The 19,989-nt window shown below is 68.2% G+C and carries 20 protein-coding genes and 1 riboswitch; all 20 genes read right to left on the bottom strand.

Features of this window, described 5'->3' with window-relative positions; translation table 11 throughout:
- Positions 1 to 50: 50 nt before the first annotated feature.
- A complete protein-coding gene (locus K6T84_RS13130) occupies positions 51 to 1,520 on the bottom strand; it encodes an FAD-binding protein (protein WP_225399536.1) in 1,470 nt (489 codons plus the stop codon).
- Complete coding sequence (locus K6T84_RS13125; RefSeq protein WP_225401861.1) at positions 1,517 to 2,020, bottom strand: VOC family protein; 504 nt, start codon at positions 2,018 to 2,020, stop codon at positions 1,517 to 1,519. Before K6T84_RS13125 ends, K6T84_RS13130 begins: the two co-directional genes overlap by 4 nt.
- A complete protein-coding gene (locus K6T84_RS13120) occupies positions 2,017 to 2,658 on the bottom strand; it encodes an Rv1815 family serine proteinase (RefSeq protein ID WP_224865575.1) in 642 nt (213 codons plus the stop codon). The genes K6T84_RS13125 and K6T84_RS13120 overlap by 4 nt, the downstream gene beginning before the upstream one ends.
- Before the next feature lie 158 nt (positions 2,659 to 2,816).
- Positions 2,817 to 3,365: a LysM peptidoglycan-binding domain-containing protein gene (locus K6T84_RS13115; RefSeq protein WP_224865775.1), complete on the bottom strand. Its 549-nt coding sequence runs from the start codon at positions 3,363 to 3,365 to the stop codon at positions 2,817 to 2,819.
- A 144-nt stretch (positions 3,366 to 3,509) separates the two neighbouring features.
- Positions 3,510 to 4,223 carry an MgtC/SapB family protein gene (locus K6T84_RS13110; protein ID WP_224865574.1) on the bottom strand — a complete coding sequence of 238 codons (714 nt, stop codon included), beginning with the start codon at positions 4,221 to 4,223 and terminating at the stop codon, positions 3,510 to 3,512.
- Positions 4,224 to 4,242: 19 nt separating this feature from the next.
- The gene (locus K6T84_RS13105; protein WP_224865573.1) at positions 4,243 to 5,454 is read right to left on the bottom strand and encodes a PPE family protein; all 1,212 of its coding nucleotides are present in this window, start codon (positions 5,452 to 5,454) and stop codon (positions 4,243 to 4,245) included.
- 419 nt (positions 5,455 to 5,873) lie between these two features.
- Positions 5,874 to 6,058, bottom strand: a riboswitch (M-box (ykoK) riboswitch).
- Positions 6,059 to 6,182: 124 nt separating this feature from the next.
- Entirely contained in the window at positions 6,183 to 7,517 is a 1,335-nt protein-coding gene (locus K6T84_RS13100) for a PPE family protein (RefSeq protein ID WP_224865572.1), read from the bottom strand.
- Between the two features lie 5 nt (positions 7,518 to 7,522).
- A complete protein-coding gene (locus K6T84_RS13095) occupies positions 7,523 to 8,782 on the bottom strand; it encodes a PPE family protein (protein ID WP_224865571.1) in 1,260 nt (419 codons plus the stop codon).
- Positions 8,783 to 8,794: 12 nt separating this feature from the next.
- Positions 8,795 to 10,030: a PPE family protein gene (locus tag K6T84_RS13090; protein ID WP_225399535.1), complete on the bottom strand. Its 1,236-nt coding sequence runs from the start codon at positions 10,028 to 10,030 to the stop codon at positions 8,795 to 8,797.
- Between the two features lie 75 nt (positions 10,031 to 10,105).
- Positions 10,106 to 10,390: a WXG100 family type VII secretion target gene (locus tag K6T84_RS13085; RefSeq protein ID WP_224860776.1), complete on the bottom strand. Its 285-nt coding sequence runs from the start codon at positions 10,388 to 10,390 to the stop codon at positions 10,106 to 10,108.
- A 14-nt stretch (positions 10,391 to 10,404) separates the two neighbouring features.
- Entirely contained in the window at positions 10,405 to 10,701 is a 297-nt protein-coding gene (locus K6T84_RS13080; RefSeq protein WP_224864759.1) for a WXG100 family type VII secretion target, read from the bottom strand.
- Positions 10,702 to 10,737: 36 nt separating this feature from the next.
- The gene (locus tag K6T84_RS13075; protein ID WP_224865569.1) at positions 10,738 to 11,037 is read right to left on the bottom strand and encodes a PE family protein; all 300 of its coding nucleotides are present in this window, start codon (positions 11,035 to 11,037) and stop codon (positions 10,738 to 10,740) included.
- A gap of 169 nt (positions 11,038 to 11,206) precedes the next feature.
- Positions 11,207 to 12,997 carry a type VII secretion AAA-ATPase EccA gene (gene eccA, locus K6T84_RS13070; RefSeq protein ID WP_408065914.1) on the bottom strand — a complete coding sequence of 597 codons (1,791 nt, stop codon included), beginning with the start codon at positions 12,995 to 12,997 and terminating at the stop codon, positions 11,207 to 11,209.
- Between the two features lie 35 nt (positions 12,998 to 13,032).
- Positions 13,033 to 14,202, bottom strand: coding sequence for a type VII secretion protein EccE (gene eccE, locus K6T84_RS13065; RefSeq protein WP_225399534.1), 1,170 nt, complete (start codon positions 14,200 to 14,202; stop codon positions 13,033 to 13,035).
- Positions 14,203 to 14,218: 16 nt separating this feature from the next.
- The gene (locus K6T84_RS13060; protein ID WP_408066106.1) at positions 14,219 to 16,042 is read right to left on the bottom strand and encodes a S8 family serine peptidase; all 1,824 of its coding nucleotides are present in this window, start codon (positions 16,040 to 16,042) and stop codon (positions 14,219 to 14,221) included.
- The gene (eccD, locus tag K6T84_RS13055) at positions 16,020 to 17,534 is read right to left on the bottom strand and encodes a type VII secretion integral membrane protein EccD (protein WP_224865566.1); all 1,515 of its coding nucleotides are present in this window, start codon (positions 17,532 to 17,534) and stop codon (positions 16,020 to 16,022) included. Before eccD ends, K6T84_RS13060 begins: the two co-directional genes overlap by 23 nt.
- A gap of 182 nt (positions 17,535 to 17,716) precedes the next feature.
- Positions 17,717 to 18,625 carry an ESX secretion-associated protein EspG gene (locus K6T84_RS13050; protein WP_224865565.1) on the bottom strand — a complete coding sequence of 303 codons (909 nt, stop codon included), beginning with the start codon at positions 18,623 to 18,625 and terminating at the stop codon, positions 17,717 to 17,719.
- A 165-nt stretch (positions 18,626 to 18,790) separates the two neighbouring features.
- Positions 18,791 to 19,075 carry a WXG100 family type VII secretion target gene (locus tag K6T84_RS13045; protein ID WP_224860776.1) on the bottom strand — a complete coding sequence of 95 codons (285 nt, stop codon included), beginning with the start codon at positions 19,073 to 19,075 and terminating at the stop codon, positions 18,791 to 18,793.
- A 14-nt stretch (positions 19,076 to 19,089) separates the two neighbouring features.
- Entirely contained in the window at positions 19,090 to 19,386 is a 297-nt protein-coding gene (locus K6T84_RS13040) for a WXG100 family type VII secretion target (RefSeq protein ID WP_085265357.1), read from the bottom strand.
- A 144-nt stretch (positions 19,387 to 19,530) separates the two neighbouring features.
- The gene (locus tag K6T84_RS13035) at positions 19,531 to 19,830 is read right to left on the bottom strand and encodes a PE family protein (RefSeq protein WP_224865564.1); all 300 of its coding nucleotides are present in this window, start codon (positions 19,828 to 19,830) and stop codon (positions 19,531 to 19,533) included.
- Between the last annotated feature and the right edge of the window lie 159 nt (positions 19,831 to 19,989).

The raw sequence follows: 19,989 nt of genomic DNA, 5'->3' as shown, positions 1-19,989 counted from the left end.
GCCGGTCCGCCCCCAGCAGGGACTTTGGCGGACCGGCCCGCACGCTCGCGCTAGCGGGTTGCCGCATGGGTCCCGGCGCGGCGGCCGAAGAACGAGCCCTCCCCCAGCTGGGTGCCGCTGGCATAGCCCTTGCCGTCCTGGGCGATGTTGGCTGCGCAGGCCCCGGCGGCGTACAGGCCCGGTACCGCGCTGCCGTCGGCGCGCAGCACTTCACCGTCCACCGACGTCGCCAGCCCGCCGACGGTGAAGCCGGCGTACATCGCCTTGCCCAGCGACAGGTCGAATGCGCCCCACGGCCCGGTGTCCTGCGGCGCCAAGAACGGCGGTTGCTTGTGGAAGTCCGGGTCCTCGCCGCGTGCCGCGTGAGTGTTGTAGCGCTCCAGGGTCTCAACCAGGTTCCCGGTCGGAATACCCAGTGCGGCTTCCATTTCCGACACCGATTCCCAGCCGTCGATCAGCGGGACCAGCGGCACCTGGGGCTTGCGCATGTGGGCCTCGTCGACGATCAGGAACGCCGCGCTGTCCGGCTGATCCATCACGAAACCCGAAGTGCGCGAGTGATATGAGTCCTCGGCAACAAATCGCTTGCCGTCTTTGTTGACGATGATCCCGGTCAGCAGGATCGACGGCGGGTACACCGGCGCGGTGATGAACACCTGGTCCATGTGCTTGGTCGCGCCACCGGCCGACATGCCCAGCCGGATGCCCAAACCGTCGTCGTAGGTGTTGCCCAGCACGAAGGGCTTCTCGGCCAGCTTCGGCGTGTGGCGGGCCACCATGTCCGGGTTCATCACGAAACCCCCGGCGGCGATCACCACCGACTTCGCTTTGATCGCACCGGATTCGGTGAAGCGCTTCCACGTCACCCCGGTTACCGCGCCCGCGTCGTCGGGCCTCGCCGAACCGCCGGTGATCAGCCCGGTGGCGCCGGTCTCATAGCGGATTTCGACCCCCAGCTCCTCGGCGCGCTTGAGCAGCAGGTCGATCACCATCTTGGCGCCCTGGGTGTCGCCGGGCACCGGCACCTTATGTCCACGCGGCGCGGGCACGGCCTCATTCAGGAACGGCCACACCTTCTCGTTGCCGGTGTACATCAGCCCCTCGGTGTTGGGCTGGATCACCGCCTTCTCCGGGTAGTAGCTGCGCTCGAACTGAAATCCCAGGGCTTCCAGCCAGTTGAAGTGCTCGACGCTGCCGTCGCAGTACGCCCGGATCTTGTCGTGCTCGGGCTCGCGCGACACCGCGACCAGGTACTTGTACATCTCGTCCGGGGAATCGGCATGCCCGGTGGCCTGCTGCACCGCCGTGCCGCCGCCCAGGTAGAAGTGCCCGCCGGCCATCACGGTGGTGCCGCCGGCCTCAGCGGCCCGCTCGAGGACCAACACCCGCGCCCCGGCCGCCGCCGCGCTGACCGCAGCACACCCGCCGCCGATGCCGAAGCCGATCACCACCACGTCGACGTCGTCGGACCACGACGAAACCGTCTCGGCGTCAGTAATTTCCGGGATGTCTGTGCTCACTGCTGCTGCTCCTGTTTGATGTAGTCGAAAACGGCACGGATCTCGGCCGGGAAGACAGCGATCTCCACGAATGGGACGCCGGACTGCGGCGCCGACACATAGGCGAAGCGCATGCCGCCGGGCAAGACTCCCTCGGTGACCACCTCGGCGCCCTGCGCGGCGGCGTCATCGAGCAGCACGGCGTAGTCGTCGGCGTCGGCCGCCTCGATGCAGATGTGGTGCAAGCCCGGCCCACGCTCGGCCAGGAAGTCCTGATAGATGCTGGGCCCACTCACCGGCGCGATCAGCTCCAGCTGCATGTCGCCGGCATAGCTCAGCGCGATGTCGGCGATGAAGTCGGCGGGTTCACCCCGGTAGGTGCAGGCGTCGGGCGCGAAGTGCACCCCGGGCATCCGAACCCATTTGCGCACACCCAGCAGCGCGGTCAGCATTGCTTCGATGGCCGCCAGATCATCTGTGACCCAAGCGATCTGGACGGGCGGCCGGGATACCGCGGTCATGGATGCGCAGCCGGCACGCCGACGTCCTCACGGACCTGTTGAGACAACGCAGACCACGACACCGCGGCGGGATTGTCTCCCCACACGCTGTTGAACAGACCGACGATCCGGGCTTGGCCGCCCCGGATCACATAGACCGGGCCGCCCGAGTCGCCCTGCTGACTGCGCACGCCGTTGCTCATGGTGAACCAGCCGTTGTTGACCCGCTCGACGGTGCCGCAGGTCTGCCCGGTGACGATGCCGAAGTGGCAGACCGGATCGCCCGGCGCCACAACGTCGTCCGCACCAGACTCCAGACGCAGGCCGCCGGGCAGGATGTCGTTGGCCTCGACACCGTCGGCCAGCACGATCGACTCGTAGTCGGCGATCACCTGGTCGGTGTTGACGGTCGAGCCGTTCGGGGTGTTGTCGCGGAAGGTGGCCAATGTGCCGATCACGTTGCCGGCCCGGTCGACGACCGGACCGCTGCCCCGGCAGTGACCGGCGGTGAATGCGACGCGCATGACCGGATCCACGTAGCCCAGCGTGCAGACATGGGTGTCCTGATGCACCTCCATGCCCGGGTACACCAGCACCGGATCCGCATGGGCCGAACCGGCGGCCGGGCTCACCAGGGTTGCAAGGGTGGCTGCTGCCATCACCGACACCTGTGTCGCCAACCCCCGCAAAGTCGACTCCGATCGTCGTTGAGGACCGAGTTTCGGTCCTGCTGAACTTAACCCACCGTAGTCAACGACACAGCACAGCGGCCCGGCCCCATCGGGGTCCGGGCCGCCGCGGCTGCGTCCGGCGACGATCAGGGGATCGTCAGCTCCTGACCCGGGTGAATCAGGTCCGGGTTCGAAACACCGCTGGCCTTGGCGATCTCGGGGTACTTGTTGCCGTCGCCGTAGAACTTCTCGGCGATGGCGAACAGGGTGTCCCCCGCGACCACGGTGTACTTCTGAGCACCGGCGGCCGGGGCCTCCTGGGCCGGGGCCTCTTCGGCCTTGGCCTCTTCCGGCGGCGGCGCGTCGGTCTCGGTCTTGGTGGACCAGGCCGCCCCGTCAGCGGAGTACAGCACCAGGTTGCGGTCGTCCTGCAGGACCAGCTTGACGTCCTTCTTGCCCTTGGTGTCGGTGTGCCACACCGGCTTGTCGGCCGTGTAGAGCACGAAGTTGCCGTCGGGCTGCACCTCGGCGCGGACCACGTCCTGGCCGTTGGTGCCCGAGGACCAGACCGCCTTGCCACGTGCTTCCAGCACCAGGTTGCCGTCGTCCTGAAGTGTCAGGGTGTACGCCCCGTTCTTCGAGGTCAGCGATTCCCCCTTGACGAGCTTCTTGCCCGCGGTGAGCGTGTCTCCCAAGCTCTGCGCCACGATGTTCCCTTCCCATTTCCACGGCCTGCCGAGACGGCAGGGCGATGTCGCGCTGATGCGACATCCGCCACCTTATGCGAACACCGACCGAGGCGCTGCTCAAAGTTCCCGCGGCATGGAAAACGCCGCCAGTCACTCCGCGGACAACGCCCCCGGATTCTCCGCGTGCCAGTGCACCGCATAGACACCGGGCTGCAGCGACAGCTCACCTACCAGCCGCTCCAGCCGGTCCGGTGCCCTGTTGTCCGACAGCATCAATGCCGTGAGCGCGATGTTGTCGTCGGCCGCCGGGCTGGTGTGGATGCCCCGCAGGACCAGATCGTTTCCGGCGGTGTGCTGGACGATCTGGGCACGCAGATACTTCTCCGTCTTCGGCCGGCAGATGACCTCCACCTGATACGGCGCCAGCGGCACGTCCTCCTCGATGTGCTGATCGCTGTCGATCAACCGGCCCAGTGGCCGCAGCAATAGATGGGTACCGACGATGGCACCGGTCCCGATCAGTGCGAACACCAGGTTCCCGGCCGCCGCCAGCACTCCGACGGCGGCCGAGCACCACAGTGTCGCCGCGGTGTTGAGGCCGCGGACGTTGAACCCCTCCCGCAGGATCACCCCACCGCCGAGGAACCCCACCCCGGACACCACGTAGGACGCGACCCGGGTAGAGCTGTCGTCACCCGCGGAGATCGAGTACAGCACGAACAGCGTCGCGCCGGCCGCCACCAGCGCATTCGTCCGCAGCCCGGCCATCCGAGCCCGCCACTGCCGTTCCAGGCCGATCAAGGCCCCACAGCCCAGTCCGACGGCCAGCCTCAGCGTGAACTCGGTGACGGTCAGCGTCTGCATGCCGACCACGATGTCACAGCTATCCGGCCACCACCGGGCGAGCCATCACCGTCGGCTTGAACCCGTACCGCGGTGCCGCGAAACCGTAGTTGCGGCCCTGGCCGGCTCCCGCCAGCGGCACACCCGGCATACCTGCCGCCCCAGCCTCCGGCGCGTGCGCGGCCACGGTCCAGCCGGTGGCCGCCACCGAAGCGCCCGGGGTTCCGGTGGCCGGCACCGCCGCCGCCCAGGTGTGCGGCACCGACAGCCCACCCACCGACGCCGCCTGACCCAGGCTGGCCGACGCCGTACCGACGCCGCCCAGGCCCCCGCCCAGGTTGCCCAGCCCGCCGAGTCCGTGCAGGCCCAGGCTCGGCATCAGCATGTCCAGCGGGTCGATGGCACCCAGACCCAGCGGGTCAGCGGCGGCCAGGGCCGCACCGCGGATGACGGCGATGTCGGCGCCGGCCTGGGTGATCCCGGCCATCCCCATCGGGCTGAAGGTGCTGCTCGCCAGGTTGGTCATGGCGTTACTCAGATCCCCGGGCGCGATACCGAAGATGTCCGGAATCACCGGTCCGATCTCACCGGACACCGGCGAGGCAAGCGCCTGCAGGGTCGATGGGGTGTTCGTCAGCGCTTGCGACACTGCGGATTGCGCCTGCGTCGCGGCAGCGGTACCGGCGGCCTGTGCCGTCGCGGCCTGCTGGGTGCCCTGCGCCGACGGGTCGGCCACTTCACGCGGTGAGCTGAACGGGGTGACCTTGGTGGCCGCCGCCGAACCGGCCGCGTAGCCGTACATCGCACCGGCGTCCTGGGCCCACATCTGGCTGTAGTGCGCCTCGGTGGCCGCGATCGCCGCGGCGTTCTGGCCGAGGAAGTTGGTGGCCACCAGCATTGCCAGCTGCGAACGGTTGGCCACGATCACCGGCGGCGGAACCGTCATGGCGTAGGCGGCCTCGAACGCCGCGGCGGCCGCACGGGCCTGAACGGCGGTCTGCTCGGCCTGGGCGGCGGTGGCGCCCATCCAGGCCGCATACGGTGCGGCGGCGGCGGCCATCGCGTTGGACGCGGGCCCCATCCAGCCCTCGCTGACCAGGCCGTTGATGACGGACTGGTAGGCGGCTTCGGCCGAGCTGAGCTCGGCGGCCATCTTGTCCCAGGCCCCGGCAGCGGCCATCATCGGGCTCGAACCGGGACCGGTGTAGATGCGGGCTGAGTTGATTTCCGGCGGGAATGCTCCGAAGTCCATGGCATTGCTCCTTTTTGGTTGACGGTGGTGAAGATGAATCGATGGCTTGTGGCAGTCAGAACAAGACGGGCAATGAGCAGCCTTGGGCGGCAACGGGTTTGCAGGGCCGCTCAGTGCGACATCCCGGAGCTGGGCATGCGAAGGCAAGTGTCGCCGGACGAAACGAGCTATGCGCCAGGCGAAGTCAGGGCACACCAAAGGCAGGCGTGTTCCGCATGCGGAGTCACGCCGGCCGACGAGTCAAGCGCCGGTGAGAATCAGAGGGTGAAAGCGGTACCGAGATCGAGCGAGTCGACGGTCGAACTCGGATAGGAACTATCACTCGGACTCAAAGTCGCTCGCACCTCCTCTCGGCCTGGGCACACGGGGGTGCCGTCATGTACGCACGAAGAGGTGAATGTGCCCGACCACGGCCGGACAACGCACCCCTCTCATCAGAGTTTCGGCACTACACGGCGTGTCCTGCCTGCATAAACACTGCAGACCGGAAGCCACTTGGGCTCAACCCTTAATCCGGGAGGAGCTGTCCTGACCCGGGGCGTCTCTCGACGTTCGGGGTCAGTGGCCTGTATCCGTGCAGACGCCTCACCTAACGAGGTGCTTGCCTCACCATAGTGCACCAGGGGAGTTTCCTGGTCAATCGGCCGTGGCGCGTCGCTGACAGTCCGCTGACAATCTGCTGGAACAGCTCCGAAACAGCTTGCGATCAGCCAGAAGTCGCGCCGCTGTCAGCCGGGCTGCGGGGCCGGCCCGGAGGGCTGCTGTCCGTCCGGATTGACGTGTACGGCGTGGACGCCGGGCTGCTCGGCCAGCTCTTCGAGCAGACTGTCCAACCGGCTCGGGTCCACATGCCAGTGCTGCACCTCCGTGGTGCCGGCCAGTTCGGTCACCAACCGCTCCAGCCGGCCCTGGGCATGGCCGTTCATCGCCGCGGCCGGGTGACTGCGCGGGGCGGCGCCGGTCAGCGCCCGTCCCGCCAGGCCCGCAACTGCGAGGTCCCCGAAGACACCGGTGGGAATCTGGGCCCCCGCGGCGGCCGCCGCCGCAGCCCCGGCCTCCGGCAACACGGCGGCCGCCATCTTGGCCACCGGCGCGGTCGCCGTCCAGTTCGACGGGACACTGAGCCGGCCTATCGCGGCCGCATTGCCCACACCCGCCGACATCGGCCGGGCCCCGAGCAGCGCCGTGTCGTCGGCGGCCACCAACGCCGCTGCCCCAGAACCGAATCCGGCCCTGCCCCCGGTGGCCGCGGCAATGTCCAAGTCGGTGTTGAGGTTTCGGGCGTACTGGATCATGCCGTAGAGGACCGACTTGAGGGCGTCGTTGAACGGCACGATGCTCTTCGGCAGGATCAGCAGGTAGGAGACGAGCTGCGTCAGTGTCAGCGGGGCCGCCGGCGCCGCAGCCGACGGTGCCACCGAAGCGGCCGCCGAGCCAAGCCCCTGCAATGCCTGCGGGATCGCGCTGATCAACTGCGACAGCTCGGAATGCCCGCCGGCCTGCGCAACGGCAGCGGCCTGGCCGGCGGTTCCCGACGGATTGGTGGTGGCCGGAGGCTCGGTGAACGTCGTCAGCGCGGTCGCCGCCGCGGATCGGGCCGCGTAACCGTACATCGCCACCGCGTCTTGGACCCACAGCTGCGCGTATCCGGCGTCCAGCGCCGCGATCTCGGCGCTGTTCTGGCCGAGCAGATTCGTGGCGACCAGGGCGGCCTGCGCACTGCGATTCGCCGCGATCACCGGTGGCGGCGCCACCGCCGAGTAGGCCTCGTCGAAGGCGGCCGCGGCCGCGGTGGCGCGTGCTGCGGCCTGCTCGGCGAGCCCCGCCGTGCCTTGCAGCCACGCCACGTAGGGGCTCACCGCGGCCGCCATCGACTCCGAGGTCGGTCCCAGCCAACCTTCGTCGGTCAGGCCCGTCAGCACCGACTGGTAGGCCTTTGCGGCCGAACCGGTCTCGGCGGCCAACCTCGCCCATGCCGTTGCGGCGGCCAGCATCGGCCCGGAGCCGGGACCGGCATACATCCGCCCGGAGTTCACCTCGGGCGGCAGCGCCGCGAAATCCATGCCGATCACCCCCGCGGCCCGCGTGAACCCGGTTGTTCTTCAGTGTCGAAGTACACCTCGTGGATGCCGGGTTGTACGGCCACCTCCCCCAGAAGGCTCTTGAGCTCGCCCGGTTCGACATGCCAGTGCTGCACCTCGTCGGTGCCGAGGAGTTCGCCGGCGGTCCGCTCGCTGCGATACTCGGCCCTCCCCTGCCGGTGGCCGGTGCGCCCGGCGAGGCCGGCCACGGCCGCCCCGGCGCCGTGGTCCGCAGGTGACGTCGCGGATGCGGGGCTCACGGTGGTCGTGACCTCGGGCAGCGAGTCAACCCAAGCCTGCGGAACGGCGAGCTTGCCTACGGCGCTGGCGCTTCCGGCGCTCGCGAACACGGCCGGTCGGGCGGCACCGCCCAGAACCGTCGATTCCTCGACATTCAGCACCCTTGCGCCCGAGCCGAATCCGGCTCTACCACCGGTGGCCTGGGAGATGTCCAAGTCGGTGTTGAGGTTGCGTGCGTACTGGCCCATGCCGTAAAGCGCCGTGATGTTCGTGTCATTGGCGGGCAGGATCGAGCGTGTCATCATCTCGATGTACGACGCGGCCTGGGACACCGGGTCGGCGGGCACGGACTGCGCGCTCCCGGCAGCCGAAAGGCCCTGCAGTTGGCGCGGTATCGCGCTGACCAGCTGCGACAGCTGGGTATGGGCGCTGCCCGCCGCGGCCTGCCCTGCCGCGGCACCCTGTCCGGCAGATCCGGCCGGGCTGGTGACCGTTGGCGGCGCGGTGAACGGTGCCATCGCGGTCGCCGCCGCCGAACGGGCCGCGTAGCCGTACATGGCCATCGCGTCCTGCAGCCACATCTGGCCGTACTCGGCCTCGGTCGCCGCGATCTCAGCAGCATGCTGCCCGAATACGTTGGCGGCCGACAGCGCCGCCAGCCGGGTACGGTTCACCGCGATCGCCGGTGGTGGCACCGTCGCAGCGAACGCCTGCTCGAAATCATTGACTGACAGCATCAATCGACTCGCCGTCTGTTCGGCGAGCGTCGCGATGTTGCCGAGCCAGTCCGCGTAGGGCGTGGCGGCGGCGGCCATGGCTGTCGACGCCGGGCCGAACCAGGCCTGGCCGGTAAGGTCGGCGATCACCGCCTGGTAGGCCGACGCGACCACGCCCAGTTCCCCGGCCAACCCACGCCAGGCCCCGGCCGCCGCCAGCAGTGACCCTGCTCCGGGCCCGGAATACATCCGCGCAGAGTTCACCTCCGGCGGTAGCGCTCCGAAGTCCACGCCCGGCACCGGTCAGTCCTCCGCTGAGGGAGGTATCACGATGATGGTCGCCTTGCTGGGCTTGCTGGGCTTGCTTGCCGCCGCCAGGCCGGTGGCCCCACCGACGTCTCGTCCGGCCGCGCCGGTGTTGGCGGTCATGGCGCGTCCGATCAGACCGGCCAGCGCCATGTCGTTGAGCACCCCGGCCTCGCCCTCCGCTGCCACCGCCGCAACGGCTCCCGGTCCGGCCTCGGGATAGATGGCGGCCACTGCCTTCGCGGTCGGGGTCTGAGCTAGCCAGCTCTGCGGCACCGACATTCGACCGATCGAGCCAGCGTTGCCCAAACCCGCCGCCACCGCGGGGCCGGGCGCCCCGACCAGCCGTGTTCCGGTGAGGGTTTGGGCGGGTAACACCGGCTCGTCCAGCCAGGGCTTGGGTCCCATCGCCCGGTTGACCGCGGAGACCACGTTCGCCCCGTTCATCGGCAGCAGCACGCACTGGATCGCCAACAGGTAGGGAATGCCGCCGATCCCGAACAACGAGATCGGTGACAGCGGGCCGGCCAGAAAGTCCAGAACGCCCGTGATCGACGTCGGGTCGGCTGCGGCGGTCCCCGCTGTAGCCATGGTCTGCAGCGTCTGGGGCACCATCGAGATCAGTTGGCTCACCGATGATTGGGCTTGGGCGCCAACTCCCGACGCCGCCTGACTGGCCGCCGCGGATTGGGCCTGCAGCCCCGCCGGGTTGGTGGTCTGGGGCGGTGTGGTGAACGGAGGCAGTGCGGTAGCACTGGCCGATGCGCCGGCGTAGCCGTACATGGCACCTGCATCCTGTGCCCACATCTGGGTGTATTCCAGCTCGGTGGCGGCGATAGCCGCGGTGTTCTGGCCCAGGATGTTGGTGGCGATCAACGACAGCAGCAGACTGCGGTTCGCGGCGATCGCCGGCGGTGGCACCGTCGCGCCGAACGCCGCGTCGTAGGCGGCGGCGGCGGCCCGAGCCTGGGCTGCGGCCAGCTGGGCCTGCGTGGCGGTGCTGCCCATCCAGCCCGCGTAGGGGCGAGCCGCCGCCCACATCGATGCCGCCGTCGGACCGGACCAGGCGTCAGCGGTAAGACCCGAGAGCACCGAGTCGTAGGACGACGCAGTCGAACTCAATTCGGCGGCCAGCGAGTCCCAAGCGGCAGCCGCCGCCAGCAGCGGGCCTGACCCCGGACCGGAGTACATTCGGCCGGAGTTGATCTCCGGCGGCAACGCTCCGAAGTCCATGGCTCTCCATGCCTGTTCGGTCGACCGGATACCCGCTCAGCTGGTGAAGGCGAAAAGGCGCTCTGCGCGGACCGGTCAGGCCCAGCTGGAGCCCACCGAGGCGTCGGTGTTGGCCATGTTGTTGCCGGCGGTCTGCACCTTCTGACCATGAGCATTGGCCTGCTCGTAGATCACCGCGAAGTTGCGACCCAACTGGGACACGAACTCCTGGCACGCCACCGAACCCGAACCACCCCAGAAATCACCCGCGGCCAGCACATCGTGCACGATCGCCTGGTGCTCAGCCTCCAACGAAGCAGCCTGGGCACGGATCAACGCGCCGTGAGCGTTGACATCACCGAACTGGTAGTTGATCGACATCTTCCTAATCCTCCCTAGCTGCCCAGGATCTGCTGCGACGCAGCTTCCTGGCTCTCGTAGTGGTTGGCATCGCGGATCAGACCATCGCGCACACCATGCAGCATCGTCACGATGTTGCGAAACGCAGTCTGCATCTGACCCATGGTGTCCATCGAGGTCCGCTCCGCCAGACCACCCCAACCCGCACCCGAGATATTGGTCGACGACGCCCACATCCGACGCGCCTCATCCTCAACGGTCTGCGCATGCACATCGAACCGACCCGCCATCGCCCGCATCGCGTCCGGGTCCGTCATAAAACGTGTAGCCATGATGTTCTCCCTGCTCCAAAGTTGTTGTGCTGTAAGTTATCCGGCCGAGGCCGCGTTGGCTGCCTCAGTCGCCGCGTACGAGTTGGCGCTGGTGTTCAAGGTGGCGACGAACGCCTGGTGGATGGCTTCGGCCTGGGCGCTGATCGCCTGGTACATGCTGGCGTGCGCGGCGAACTGCGCCGCGGTCAGCGCCGAAACCTCATCTGCGGCAGCCGGAACGACGCCCGTGGTGGGAGTGGCTGCGGCCGCGTTCTGAGCACTGAGCGCAGAGCCGATCGCCGCCAGGTTTCCGGCAGCGGAGGTCAGCGCCTCCGGTTGCGCATTCACAAAGCTCATGGGACCTCCTCAGCGCCCGACCAACACAACACGATTGAAGAAAACAGCAGCGGGTGCCACGGACGAATCGGCCTCGCTGTCTGCGCCATGGTGGCACTGGCGTCGGCAGGCGTCAACTTGAATGAACCTGCCCGATGCTGTGAATACGCTGCGGGCTAGCTGTCGGTGATCAGCCCGGCTTTTTCTCGGCCACCGCCGCGCTGAGCCCTTCGGCGAGGTCTTCACGGGTCAGTTCCTTGAACTTGTGCAGCCACTCCTCGCTGAACTCGGTGACATCGCCGGCCAGCACGGCATCCAGTTCGGAGTCATCCAGACGGAAGCTGCGGTGATCCCGCGCCTTTTCCACCACGTTGCGCACAAAGCCCGCGTTGCCCAGGACATCGATGCCGCGAATCAGATCGCCGTCCTCAGAGTAGTTCTCATCGGCGTAGAACTTCTGATACGACGGCAGCAATCCCTCGACCGCTTGGTCGCTGACCACGTCCTCGTTCTCCGCCCCCATCATCTTGGTCAGTTCCAGCAGTTCGGGCGGGGTGTAGCTGTAGAACTCGATCACGGTCGAAAAACGTCGCCGCAGACCCTGGTTCACCTCGAGCATCTTGTCCATGGCGTTGGCGTAGCCGGCGCCGAACACCACCAGCTCGTCGCGATGGTTCTCCATGTAGAGCAGCAGCGTGTTGATGATCGCGTTGCCGTAGGCGTCGCCCTGGCTGTAGCCGCTTTCATGCAGGGTGTGCATCTCGTCGAAGAACACCGCACCGCCGAGCGCCCCTTCGAGCAACTCCTCGGTGTTCTTCTCCGCATCCGCCATGTAGCGGCCCAGCAACTTGGACCGGTTGGTCTCCACGACGAGCGGCTTGCGCAGCACCGTGAGGCCGCACAGCTGCTTGGTGAACGCGCGGGCCACCGACGTCTTGCCGGTACCGGGCGGACCGAGCAGCAGGGTGTGGCGGGAGGTCACCGGGACCGGCAGGTTCATCTTGGCGCGCGCCAGATTCACCTTGGTGGTCGCCTTGATCAGCTTGATCTCCCGCTTGGCCTGCTCCATGCCGAGCATGGCGGCCAGTTCCGCGTCGCCCTCGGCCAGGTAGCGGGCGGCCTCGGCAGCGTGCCGATCGGCCTCCGCCTGTTCGCGGGTCGGGGCGCTGTCGGGATCCCACGGGTCGGTGCGGGCCTCGATGGTCTCCGGATCGGTCAGGATCAGCCGATAGTCCGGATTGTCGAGTGCCTCGCGGGCCGGTGCGAACTTCGAGTCCCGCGAGTAGACGCGACGCAGCAGTTCGGTGGCCTCGTCTTCGCGGCCCAGGTGCCGCAGGCACATGCCCTGGGTGTAGAGCGCAACGTTGGCGGCGCCGGGAACCCGGTCGCCCTCGATGGCCTCCTGGGCGCGGCGGGTCGCCTCCTCGAACACCCCCAGCGAGGCCAGCGCCGTGGTTGCCATCGCAGCGGCCGCCGCCTTCAGTTCGGGTTGACGCCATGGGGCAGCCGCCGGGAACTGGTTGAGCACGTCGGGCCAGCGACCGGTCCGGAAGTACAGCAGGCCGCGCACATAGTCGACCAGCTCTTTCTCAAAGGGGTTCCGCGGCTCGACCCCGTCGAGCAGCTTCGCGGCCTCCGCGTACCGCTTGGCTTCGGCCAGCGCGGCGGCGTAGGCGGCCGCCAGCGACTCCACGCTGGTGACCATCAGCCGCAGGAACATCCCGTCGGAGACTTCCGGCCGGAACTCCAGGTCCGACAGGCCCAGCCGCCGGGTCTCCCATCCGAAGGTCCGCACCGTCGCCCAGGCGTTGGACAGCGTCTCGATGTCGGAATCACCGGCCAGCACCCGCGCCAGCCAGGCATCGCACATGCCCGGGTCGATCGAGCTGGCGGTGGTGAACATCTGCAGAGCGACCTGTGGGTTATTGCTTGGCTGCAGCCCATTGACCGAGATGCCGGAGGCAAGCATGCCCGCGACCATCGCGTTGCGGGCGTCCGATGTCGCCGACGGTCCTGTCACGAACGCGCCCCGGACGCGGGGCTCGCGTACTCGACCACCTCGTCCACCGAAATCGGCAGGTGTTCACCGTCTTCCAGATCCCGGCCCGGCACCACCATCCGCCGGTGCGCGGTGGGTGCCGGGAGACTGGCACAGACCGCGTCCAGTTGACGCCGGCCCACGAACCGGTTCAGTGCGGCCCGCACGCCCTTGCTCAGCTTCTCGGCGCTGTCGTAGCGCACCAACACCGAAATCTCGGTCGTGCGGCCACGGCCGGGCGCCAGTCGCACCGTCACCACAGTCGCGTCGGTCTCGGGGTACCACAGGTGCTCGATGTTGTCCGCGGAGATGTCTCCCGGCGACATCCACAGGGCCGTGACAAATCCGGCCGGCCGTGCACGGAACAGCCGGTGCCGCAGCTGGGAGGCCTCCACACCGGCCAGCACGGCCTCGTCGATCGCCTCGAACTCGTCGGCCCGAACCACCTGCGCGCTGAGCTGACGTCCGTCGAGCTCCTCCGCCAGTCGCTCGGTCGCCGCCGCCAGGGTCGAGGCCAACGAGTCACGCGCGGCCACTGCATTGACGTTGTGCTGCGGGTCCATCCGCAGCACCACCCAGGTGGACCGGTGATCGGGCATCGAACCGGAGTCCTCGGCGTCGGCGTCTTCGGTGCTCCGCGGAGCACTGCGCGTGCCCACCGAGACGATGTCGACGCTGTCCAGCCGCACGTCGAACTGGCGCAGCCCGGCGGCGAGGCGCTCCGCCGGCAGCGTCATCGGTTCGGTGGAGCGGCGGTGCCGTCCGGTGGCGGGCGCCGGTCGCCCGCCGACCGCGATCGCGGTCACCAGTTGGCCCTGGTGTTCGCGCATGCCGACCGCCTCGCGGCCGAACTTACGGTGATGATCGACCGCGGGGGTTCGGCCCCGCTGCAGGGCCTCCTCCGGGTCGGCGAACTGATCGGCGAACCAGGCCGCCCAGATCGTGCTGACCGGCATCCGCCGATAGGTGAGCAATGCGATGAGTGCGACCAACACCGCGACCCCGACGCCCGCCCACCACGCGTAGACGGCGTCCTGCGCGTTGCCGGGCCAGCGCCCGGCCAGGACCAGGATCCCCATGTCGATCAGAAAGACAATGGTCACCCGTGCCCAGGACAGGTTCAGACCTAATGCGTGCTGTGCCTTCATCGGTTCCGCTGTACCTTCATCGATTTCTACGGGATCGTCGCAATGCTGCCACTCCCAATGCCACACCGGCCGCCGCCACCGCGGCCAGCAACCCTGCCCCGGCGACCCACGCCGGGGTCATGTCACGTTCCGGCGGCATCGGCGGAACCGCCAGCGGCGCCGACAACCGTTCGACCGGCTGTGCCGGAACATCGGGAACGTCCCATGTCAGAGCGGCCACCGGGTCGATGATTCCGTACCCGACGACGTTGTCGACACCGCGGGCCGGCTGCCGGGCGGTGCGGATCAGCCGGTTGATCACCTGATGGGACGACAGTTCCGGATACTTGGCGCGCACCAGCGCCGCCACTCCCGAGACTATGGCCGTCGAGAAGCTGGTACCTGAGGGCACCAGCAGGGAGTTCTCCGGGCCGTCGACCGCGTTCATCAGGCCGTCGTCGCGAGCGGACAGGCCTTCGATGTCGGTGCCGGGCGCGGCGATCGACACCCACGGGCCGGCGACACTGGTCTTGCTCAGCGGCGCGCCACCGGAGTCCACCGCGCCGACGGTCAGCACGTACTCGTCGTACCAAGCCGGCGTCACCACCGTGTTGACGCCGTTCCAGTCCCGAGGGTCGTCGGGGCGCATCGCGTTGTAGACGGGATTCTGCTTGCAGTCCCGCCAACTGGCGTCACCGGCGGCAGCGACGATCACCACGTTCTTCTCGACGGCGGCGTAGCGCACGGCCGCGCCCAGGTCCGCCTGATCGATCATGGTCCGCACGTTCATGCATACCGCGTTGGAGATGTTGATGACCTGGGCACCCATGTTGGCGGCGTGCACGATCGCGCGCGCCATGGTCCGCAGACCGTCGTTCTTCTCGCGCAGTTGCGGGTCCTGACCGTCGCCGAACGGCTCCTTGGGGCCGAAGGCCTGGCTGTTCTGCCGGATGGAGATCAGGTGCACGTCGGGCGCCACGCCGCTGAACGCATCGGGCCCTCCCACGGGCGGCGGCGCGGCTGGCGCGCGGAAGTCGACCGGCGCCGTGCGGCCGCGGCCCTTGCCTTCTGCCGAACGCACCGTACCGGTGCCACCGCCGGTGTAGCCCGACGATGCCGCAGCATTCGGACCCGGTGCGGGGCCCGGTGCGGGACCCGGAGCCTGCGCGGGAGGCGGAGCCTGCGCGGGAGGCGGAGCCTGCGGAGGAGGCGGTGCCGGAGCCGCGCCGCCGGGCGGTGGCTCCTCGCCTTCAGCCGGTGGCGGTGGCGGTGGCGCCTGGGGGGGCGGCATCACCAGGATGGTCGTCTGCGGCGTCACCGGTGTGGGCGTGGGTTCGTTGGTGGGAACCGACGGGGGCCGGCGGGTCTGGCGCGGCGGCGGCAGCGGCGTCACCCCGTTGTCCGGCATACCGGCGATCAACGATGCCACCAGCGTGCCGTGCGCATCACAGTCCGACAGTCCGTCACCGCCGGCCATCACGTAGTCGCCGCCGCCGGTCAGGTTCGGCAACCGCGGATGCGGGGTCACGCCGGTGTCGATGACGGCGACGGTCACACCGCCGCCGCGGCCGAACTTCCACGCCTCCGGGAGATTGAGCATGTCCAGATAGGCGGGCTGCACCCGGAAGTCGGTGCCGGGCAGCACGCCGACCTCGGTGCAGTACGAGGTCTGCCGCATCGCCTGCGGCGGACCCGGCGGGCTGTCCGGAGGCAGCGCCGCGGGGTCGATCACCGGCCGTTCGACCGCGCCCGCGACGGGCATCCCCGCCAGCGAACCACAGGCCAGCATTACCGAAGCCGCGCCGACAGCGGCGGTGCGCTGCAGCCGACCTGCGCCCCTACCGGTATCGGATGGCTTCATAGGTATTCATCAACCACAGCGCGAGCGGGAACAGTGGCATCAGGCACAGGTATTCGATCCACTCGACGAACTTGCGGAACAGCGGGCTGTAGATGGTGTTCGGCACGATGACCGCGGACAGCAGCCCGAACATCGGCACCAGCACCAGCACCGAGACGCCGACCGACAGGGCCGTGGGCGACCACAGCACCACCACGAAGCGCACCACGACGGCCGCGACGATCACCAGACCGCTCAGTGTCACCGTGACCGCCTGCCAGCGGTCCCGGAAGGAACGTCCCCGCAGCACCAGGAAGCCGGCCGTCAGCGAGGCCAGCAGAACGGCCAGCCAGGCCTTGTCGGAGTGTGGGTCGGCCAGGCCGGTGATGCAGACGATCACCAGAACACCCAGCCCCGTCAGCAGACCGGTCAGGAACGACCTGGCCCGCTCGGCACGCAGCACCACCTCGCGAACCGACTCCGGGCCCTCCAGAACCGGCGGACCGCCTTCGCGGGTCACCACCGTGGTCGGCAGGTCGGGGCGCGCCTCGAAGACCCAGCGGCTGGTGGCCGAAGGGAAGACCGGCAACCGCAGACCGGCCAGCCAGCGCGACGCCGACGGCGCCCATTGATAGGCCAGCACGCAGACCAGATACACCGTGGCCATCAGGGTCACCGCGCCGGTCATGACCAGCATCCGCAGCACACCGGCGAACGTCACCGCCGCGCTGATAACCGCAACGGCGGTGTAGCCGGCCAACTGACGGCCGGTGAGCCGGATGACGGCCAGCGCGGCGATTCCGGCGACGCCGAACCCCAGCGCGGCGTGGGCGGCGCCGACCGGGCCGGGCACCGCGGCCGCAGCCGCCACCACCAACGGCGCCAGCCCGCTGGCCAGCAGCGTGTCGCCGACGCCGCGATCGGACGCATTGCGCGCCTGCAGCAGGATCAGCGCGGCGGCGATCAGCACCAGAAACGCCAGACCCGCGCTGAACGCCGACGTCAGCCAGGTGTCATGCCCGTAGCGCCACGCGGCCAGCAGCCCGGTGGCCAGCAGCACGCCGGTCGCCAGCGTGGCCACCCCGACCCGGACGGCGGTCACCGAGTTCACCGGGGCGAAACGTTTGGCCAGGTTGACCGACACCGCGGTCGAGATGTGCTCGATGACCGGCGAGCGGCGCTCCCGGTCCTCGATGAATCGCAGCCACAGCCGGTCGCCGTCGTACACGTCTTGTTCGGTCAGTGATTGGTTCGGCCGCAACGCGGTGCCGTCTACCAGACACAGCACCCAGCGGCCGCGTCCCTGGGATTCCAGCCCGGGCTCTTCGAGTTCCTGCAGCCGGCCGTTGATCACCTTGAGCAGCGGGTCCAGCATCACCGAGACCGGAGCGTCGGCGTCCAGCAGCGTCCCGATCTGGACACCGTCGCCGGCCATGACTCCGACCACCACCGACCGGGGCGCCGACGGCGAGAGTTCACCGCCCTGTTGGCCGGATTCGATCGCCGCCGTCACTGGCCCACCCCTTGGCCGACTAATACGGATCCCACGGAACCCATCAGTGTCCCCTCGCAATTCGTCATAATTTAAAAGTCCGTCCAATTCTAAAGGCATTGCCTGTTATTCGCACGAACCGTGGTTTATCCGCAATCCTGCTGCGTTACCCGGTTTTCGGCGGACGGCGCCAATACCCAGCTCTAGACTCTGCGGTGCGTTTTCCACGCGCCGTAGGGCAACGTGTCCAGAACGGTCTTCACACCCACCTGGACCAGCTGCGGGGTTGCCGGGCAGATCGCCAGCCAGGCTTCGCCCGACCCGGCGGTACGCGCCTGTTGATACAGCGCGATCCGGCCGCCGGATCCGTCTTTGAGCGACAGCACCGACGCACTGGGGCCTTTGGCGTCGTCGCGGTATTGCCGCGCATACACGGCGGCCTCCGCGGCGGGCTCGGACAGCGCCTGGCCCAGGGCCGCGACAGTGGCGGCGCTGATGCCCATTCTGCGCAGGTCTCCCCCGGTGAAGATGTTGAAGCCCGAGTCCTGCCAGCTCTGGGTCGCCTCGAGCATCTCTTCCATCGGAACGTTGACCGCGGTGATCTGGGCCGGATCGGCGTGGTGGATGGATTCCATGCCGTCGATCACCAGCGCCGCAATGGAGGCGGCATCGGTCACCGCGACGTCGTCGACGGTGATGTCGGTGCCGACCCGCACGGCCGAGACCCAGTGCTCGCCCCGGCGTGCGAGTAGCACCCGGAATTCGTTGTCGGGAATGTCGCGGGTTCCAGGTTCGGGTTCCTCACCGTCGTCGGCTTCAATGACGCCGTAGCGCAGCTTGCCCAGCGCCAGCAGTGCCACCACCTCGAGGTCTGGTGCGGCCAGCACGCGCATCCGCGCGGCGACGGTCTCGTTGACCTGGTCGTCGACGACGATCCCCTGTTCGCGCATCACGGCCATACCGGGATGCTCGGACAGCCAGTCGCTCGAGTCGGTGGAAACGTAAGGCCGACAACGCAACTCGGGGGCCACGTGGCGAATGTCAAGCAACGCCTGCAGCATCCAGAAGCCTTCGACGTTGACGGTGATGTCGGTACGGGTACTCGGGTCCATCACTACCCTCCTCTACCGGGTGGTCCGCTGTGGTTGGCGCGCGGAGTACTTGGCTATTGGATCACGCAGCCGCGTGGGGCGCTCGGCACCACCCCACAAATTGCAGCACGCGGCAGCACACCGATGGTGTCGGTGTGCTGCCGCGTTGCGTTTTGCTGGTTTTGGTCAGGCCCAGCTGGAGCCCACCGAGGCGTCGGTGTTGGCCATGTTGTTGCCGGCGGTCTGCACCTTCTGACCATGAGCATTGGCCTGCTCGTAGATCACCGCGAAGTTGCGACCCAACTGGGACACGAACTCCTGGCACGCCACCGAACCCGAACCACCCCAGAAATCACCGGCAGCCAGCACATCGTGCACGATCGCCTGGTGCTCAGCCTCCAACGAAGCCGCCTGGGCACGGATCAACGCGCCGTGAGCGTTGACATCACCGAACTGGTAGTTGATCGACATCTTCCTAATCCTCCCTAGCTGCCCAGGATCTGCTGCGACGCAGCTTCCTGCTGCTCATAGTGGTTGGCATCGCGGATCAGACCATCGCGCACACCGTGCAGCATCGTCACGATGTTGCGAAACGCAGTCTGCATCTGACCCATGGTGTCCATCGAGGTCCGCTCCGCCAGACCACCCCAACCCGCACCCGAGATGTTCGTCGACGACGCCCACATCCGACGCGCCTCATCCTCAACGGTCTGCGCATGCACATCGAACCGACCCGCCATCGCCCGCATCGCATCCGGATCCGTCATAAAACGTGTAGCCATTGCTCTCTCCTTACTGAAGTCGTGTTGTTTCTTGTGATTTACGTTTGTTGCCGCCGATTACACCGGTAACCGACCGCCGGTCCTGAACCTAGGAAATCGTGTCCCCCTTTCGTCGGCTCGCAACCGGCAAGATCGGTGTCGCGCTCAGCCCGCCGACGCCGCGTTGGCGGCCTCGGTGGCGGCGTAGGAGGTCGCGCTGGTGTTCAGGGTGGCCACGAACATCTCGTGGATGGCTGCGGCCTGAGCGCTGACCTGCTGATACATGGTCGCGTGGGCGGCGAACTGTGCCGCGGTCAGCGCCGAGACCTCGTCGGCGGCGGCCGGGATCACACCCGTGGTGGGAGCGGCGGCAGCGGCGTTCTGCGCGTTGAGCGCCGAGCCGATACCGCTGAGGTTGGCGGCGGCGGCTGACAGCGCTTCGGGCTGTGCGTTGACGAACGACATTGGATTCCCTCCTCGGATCGCGTACAGCAATCGGTCCGACACCGAGCCTAAAGGCTCCGGTGGGGTCTGACGGGCCGAAACGCCTACTGTTCACCTGGCTGTCGCAAGTGTTCACCTCCGGAAACAGAGCGGTAACGCAAACACGGGTGCCGGCGCCGC

Origin of the sequence: Mycobacterium zoologicum (assembly GCF_020181635.2) — a bacterium.
Lineage (GTDB): Bacteria > Actinomycetota > Actinomycetes > Mycobacteriales > Mycobacteriaceae > Mycobacterium > Mycobacterium zoologicum.
Note: the sequence above shows the minus strand (reverse complement) of the source record. Positions and strands in the feature narration are given on the sequence as shown.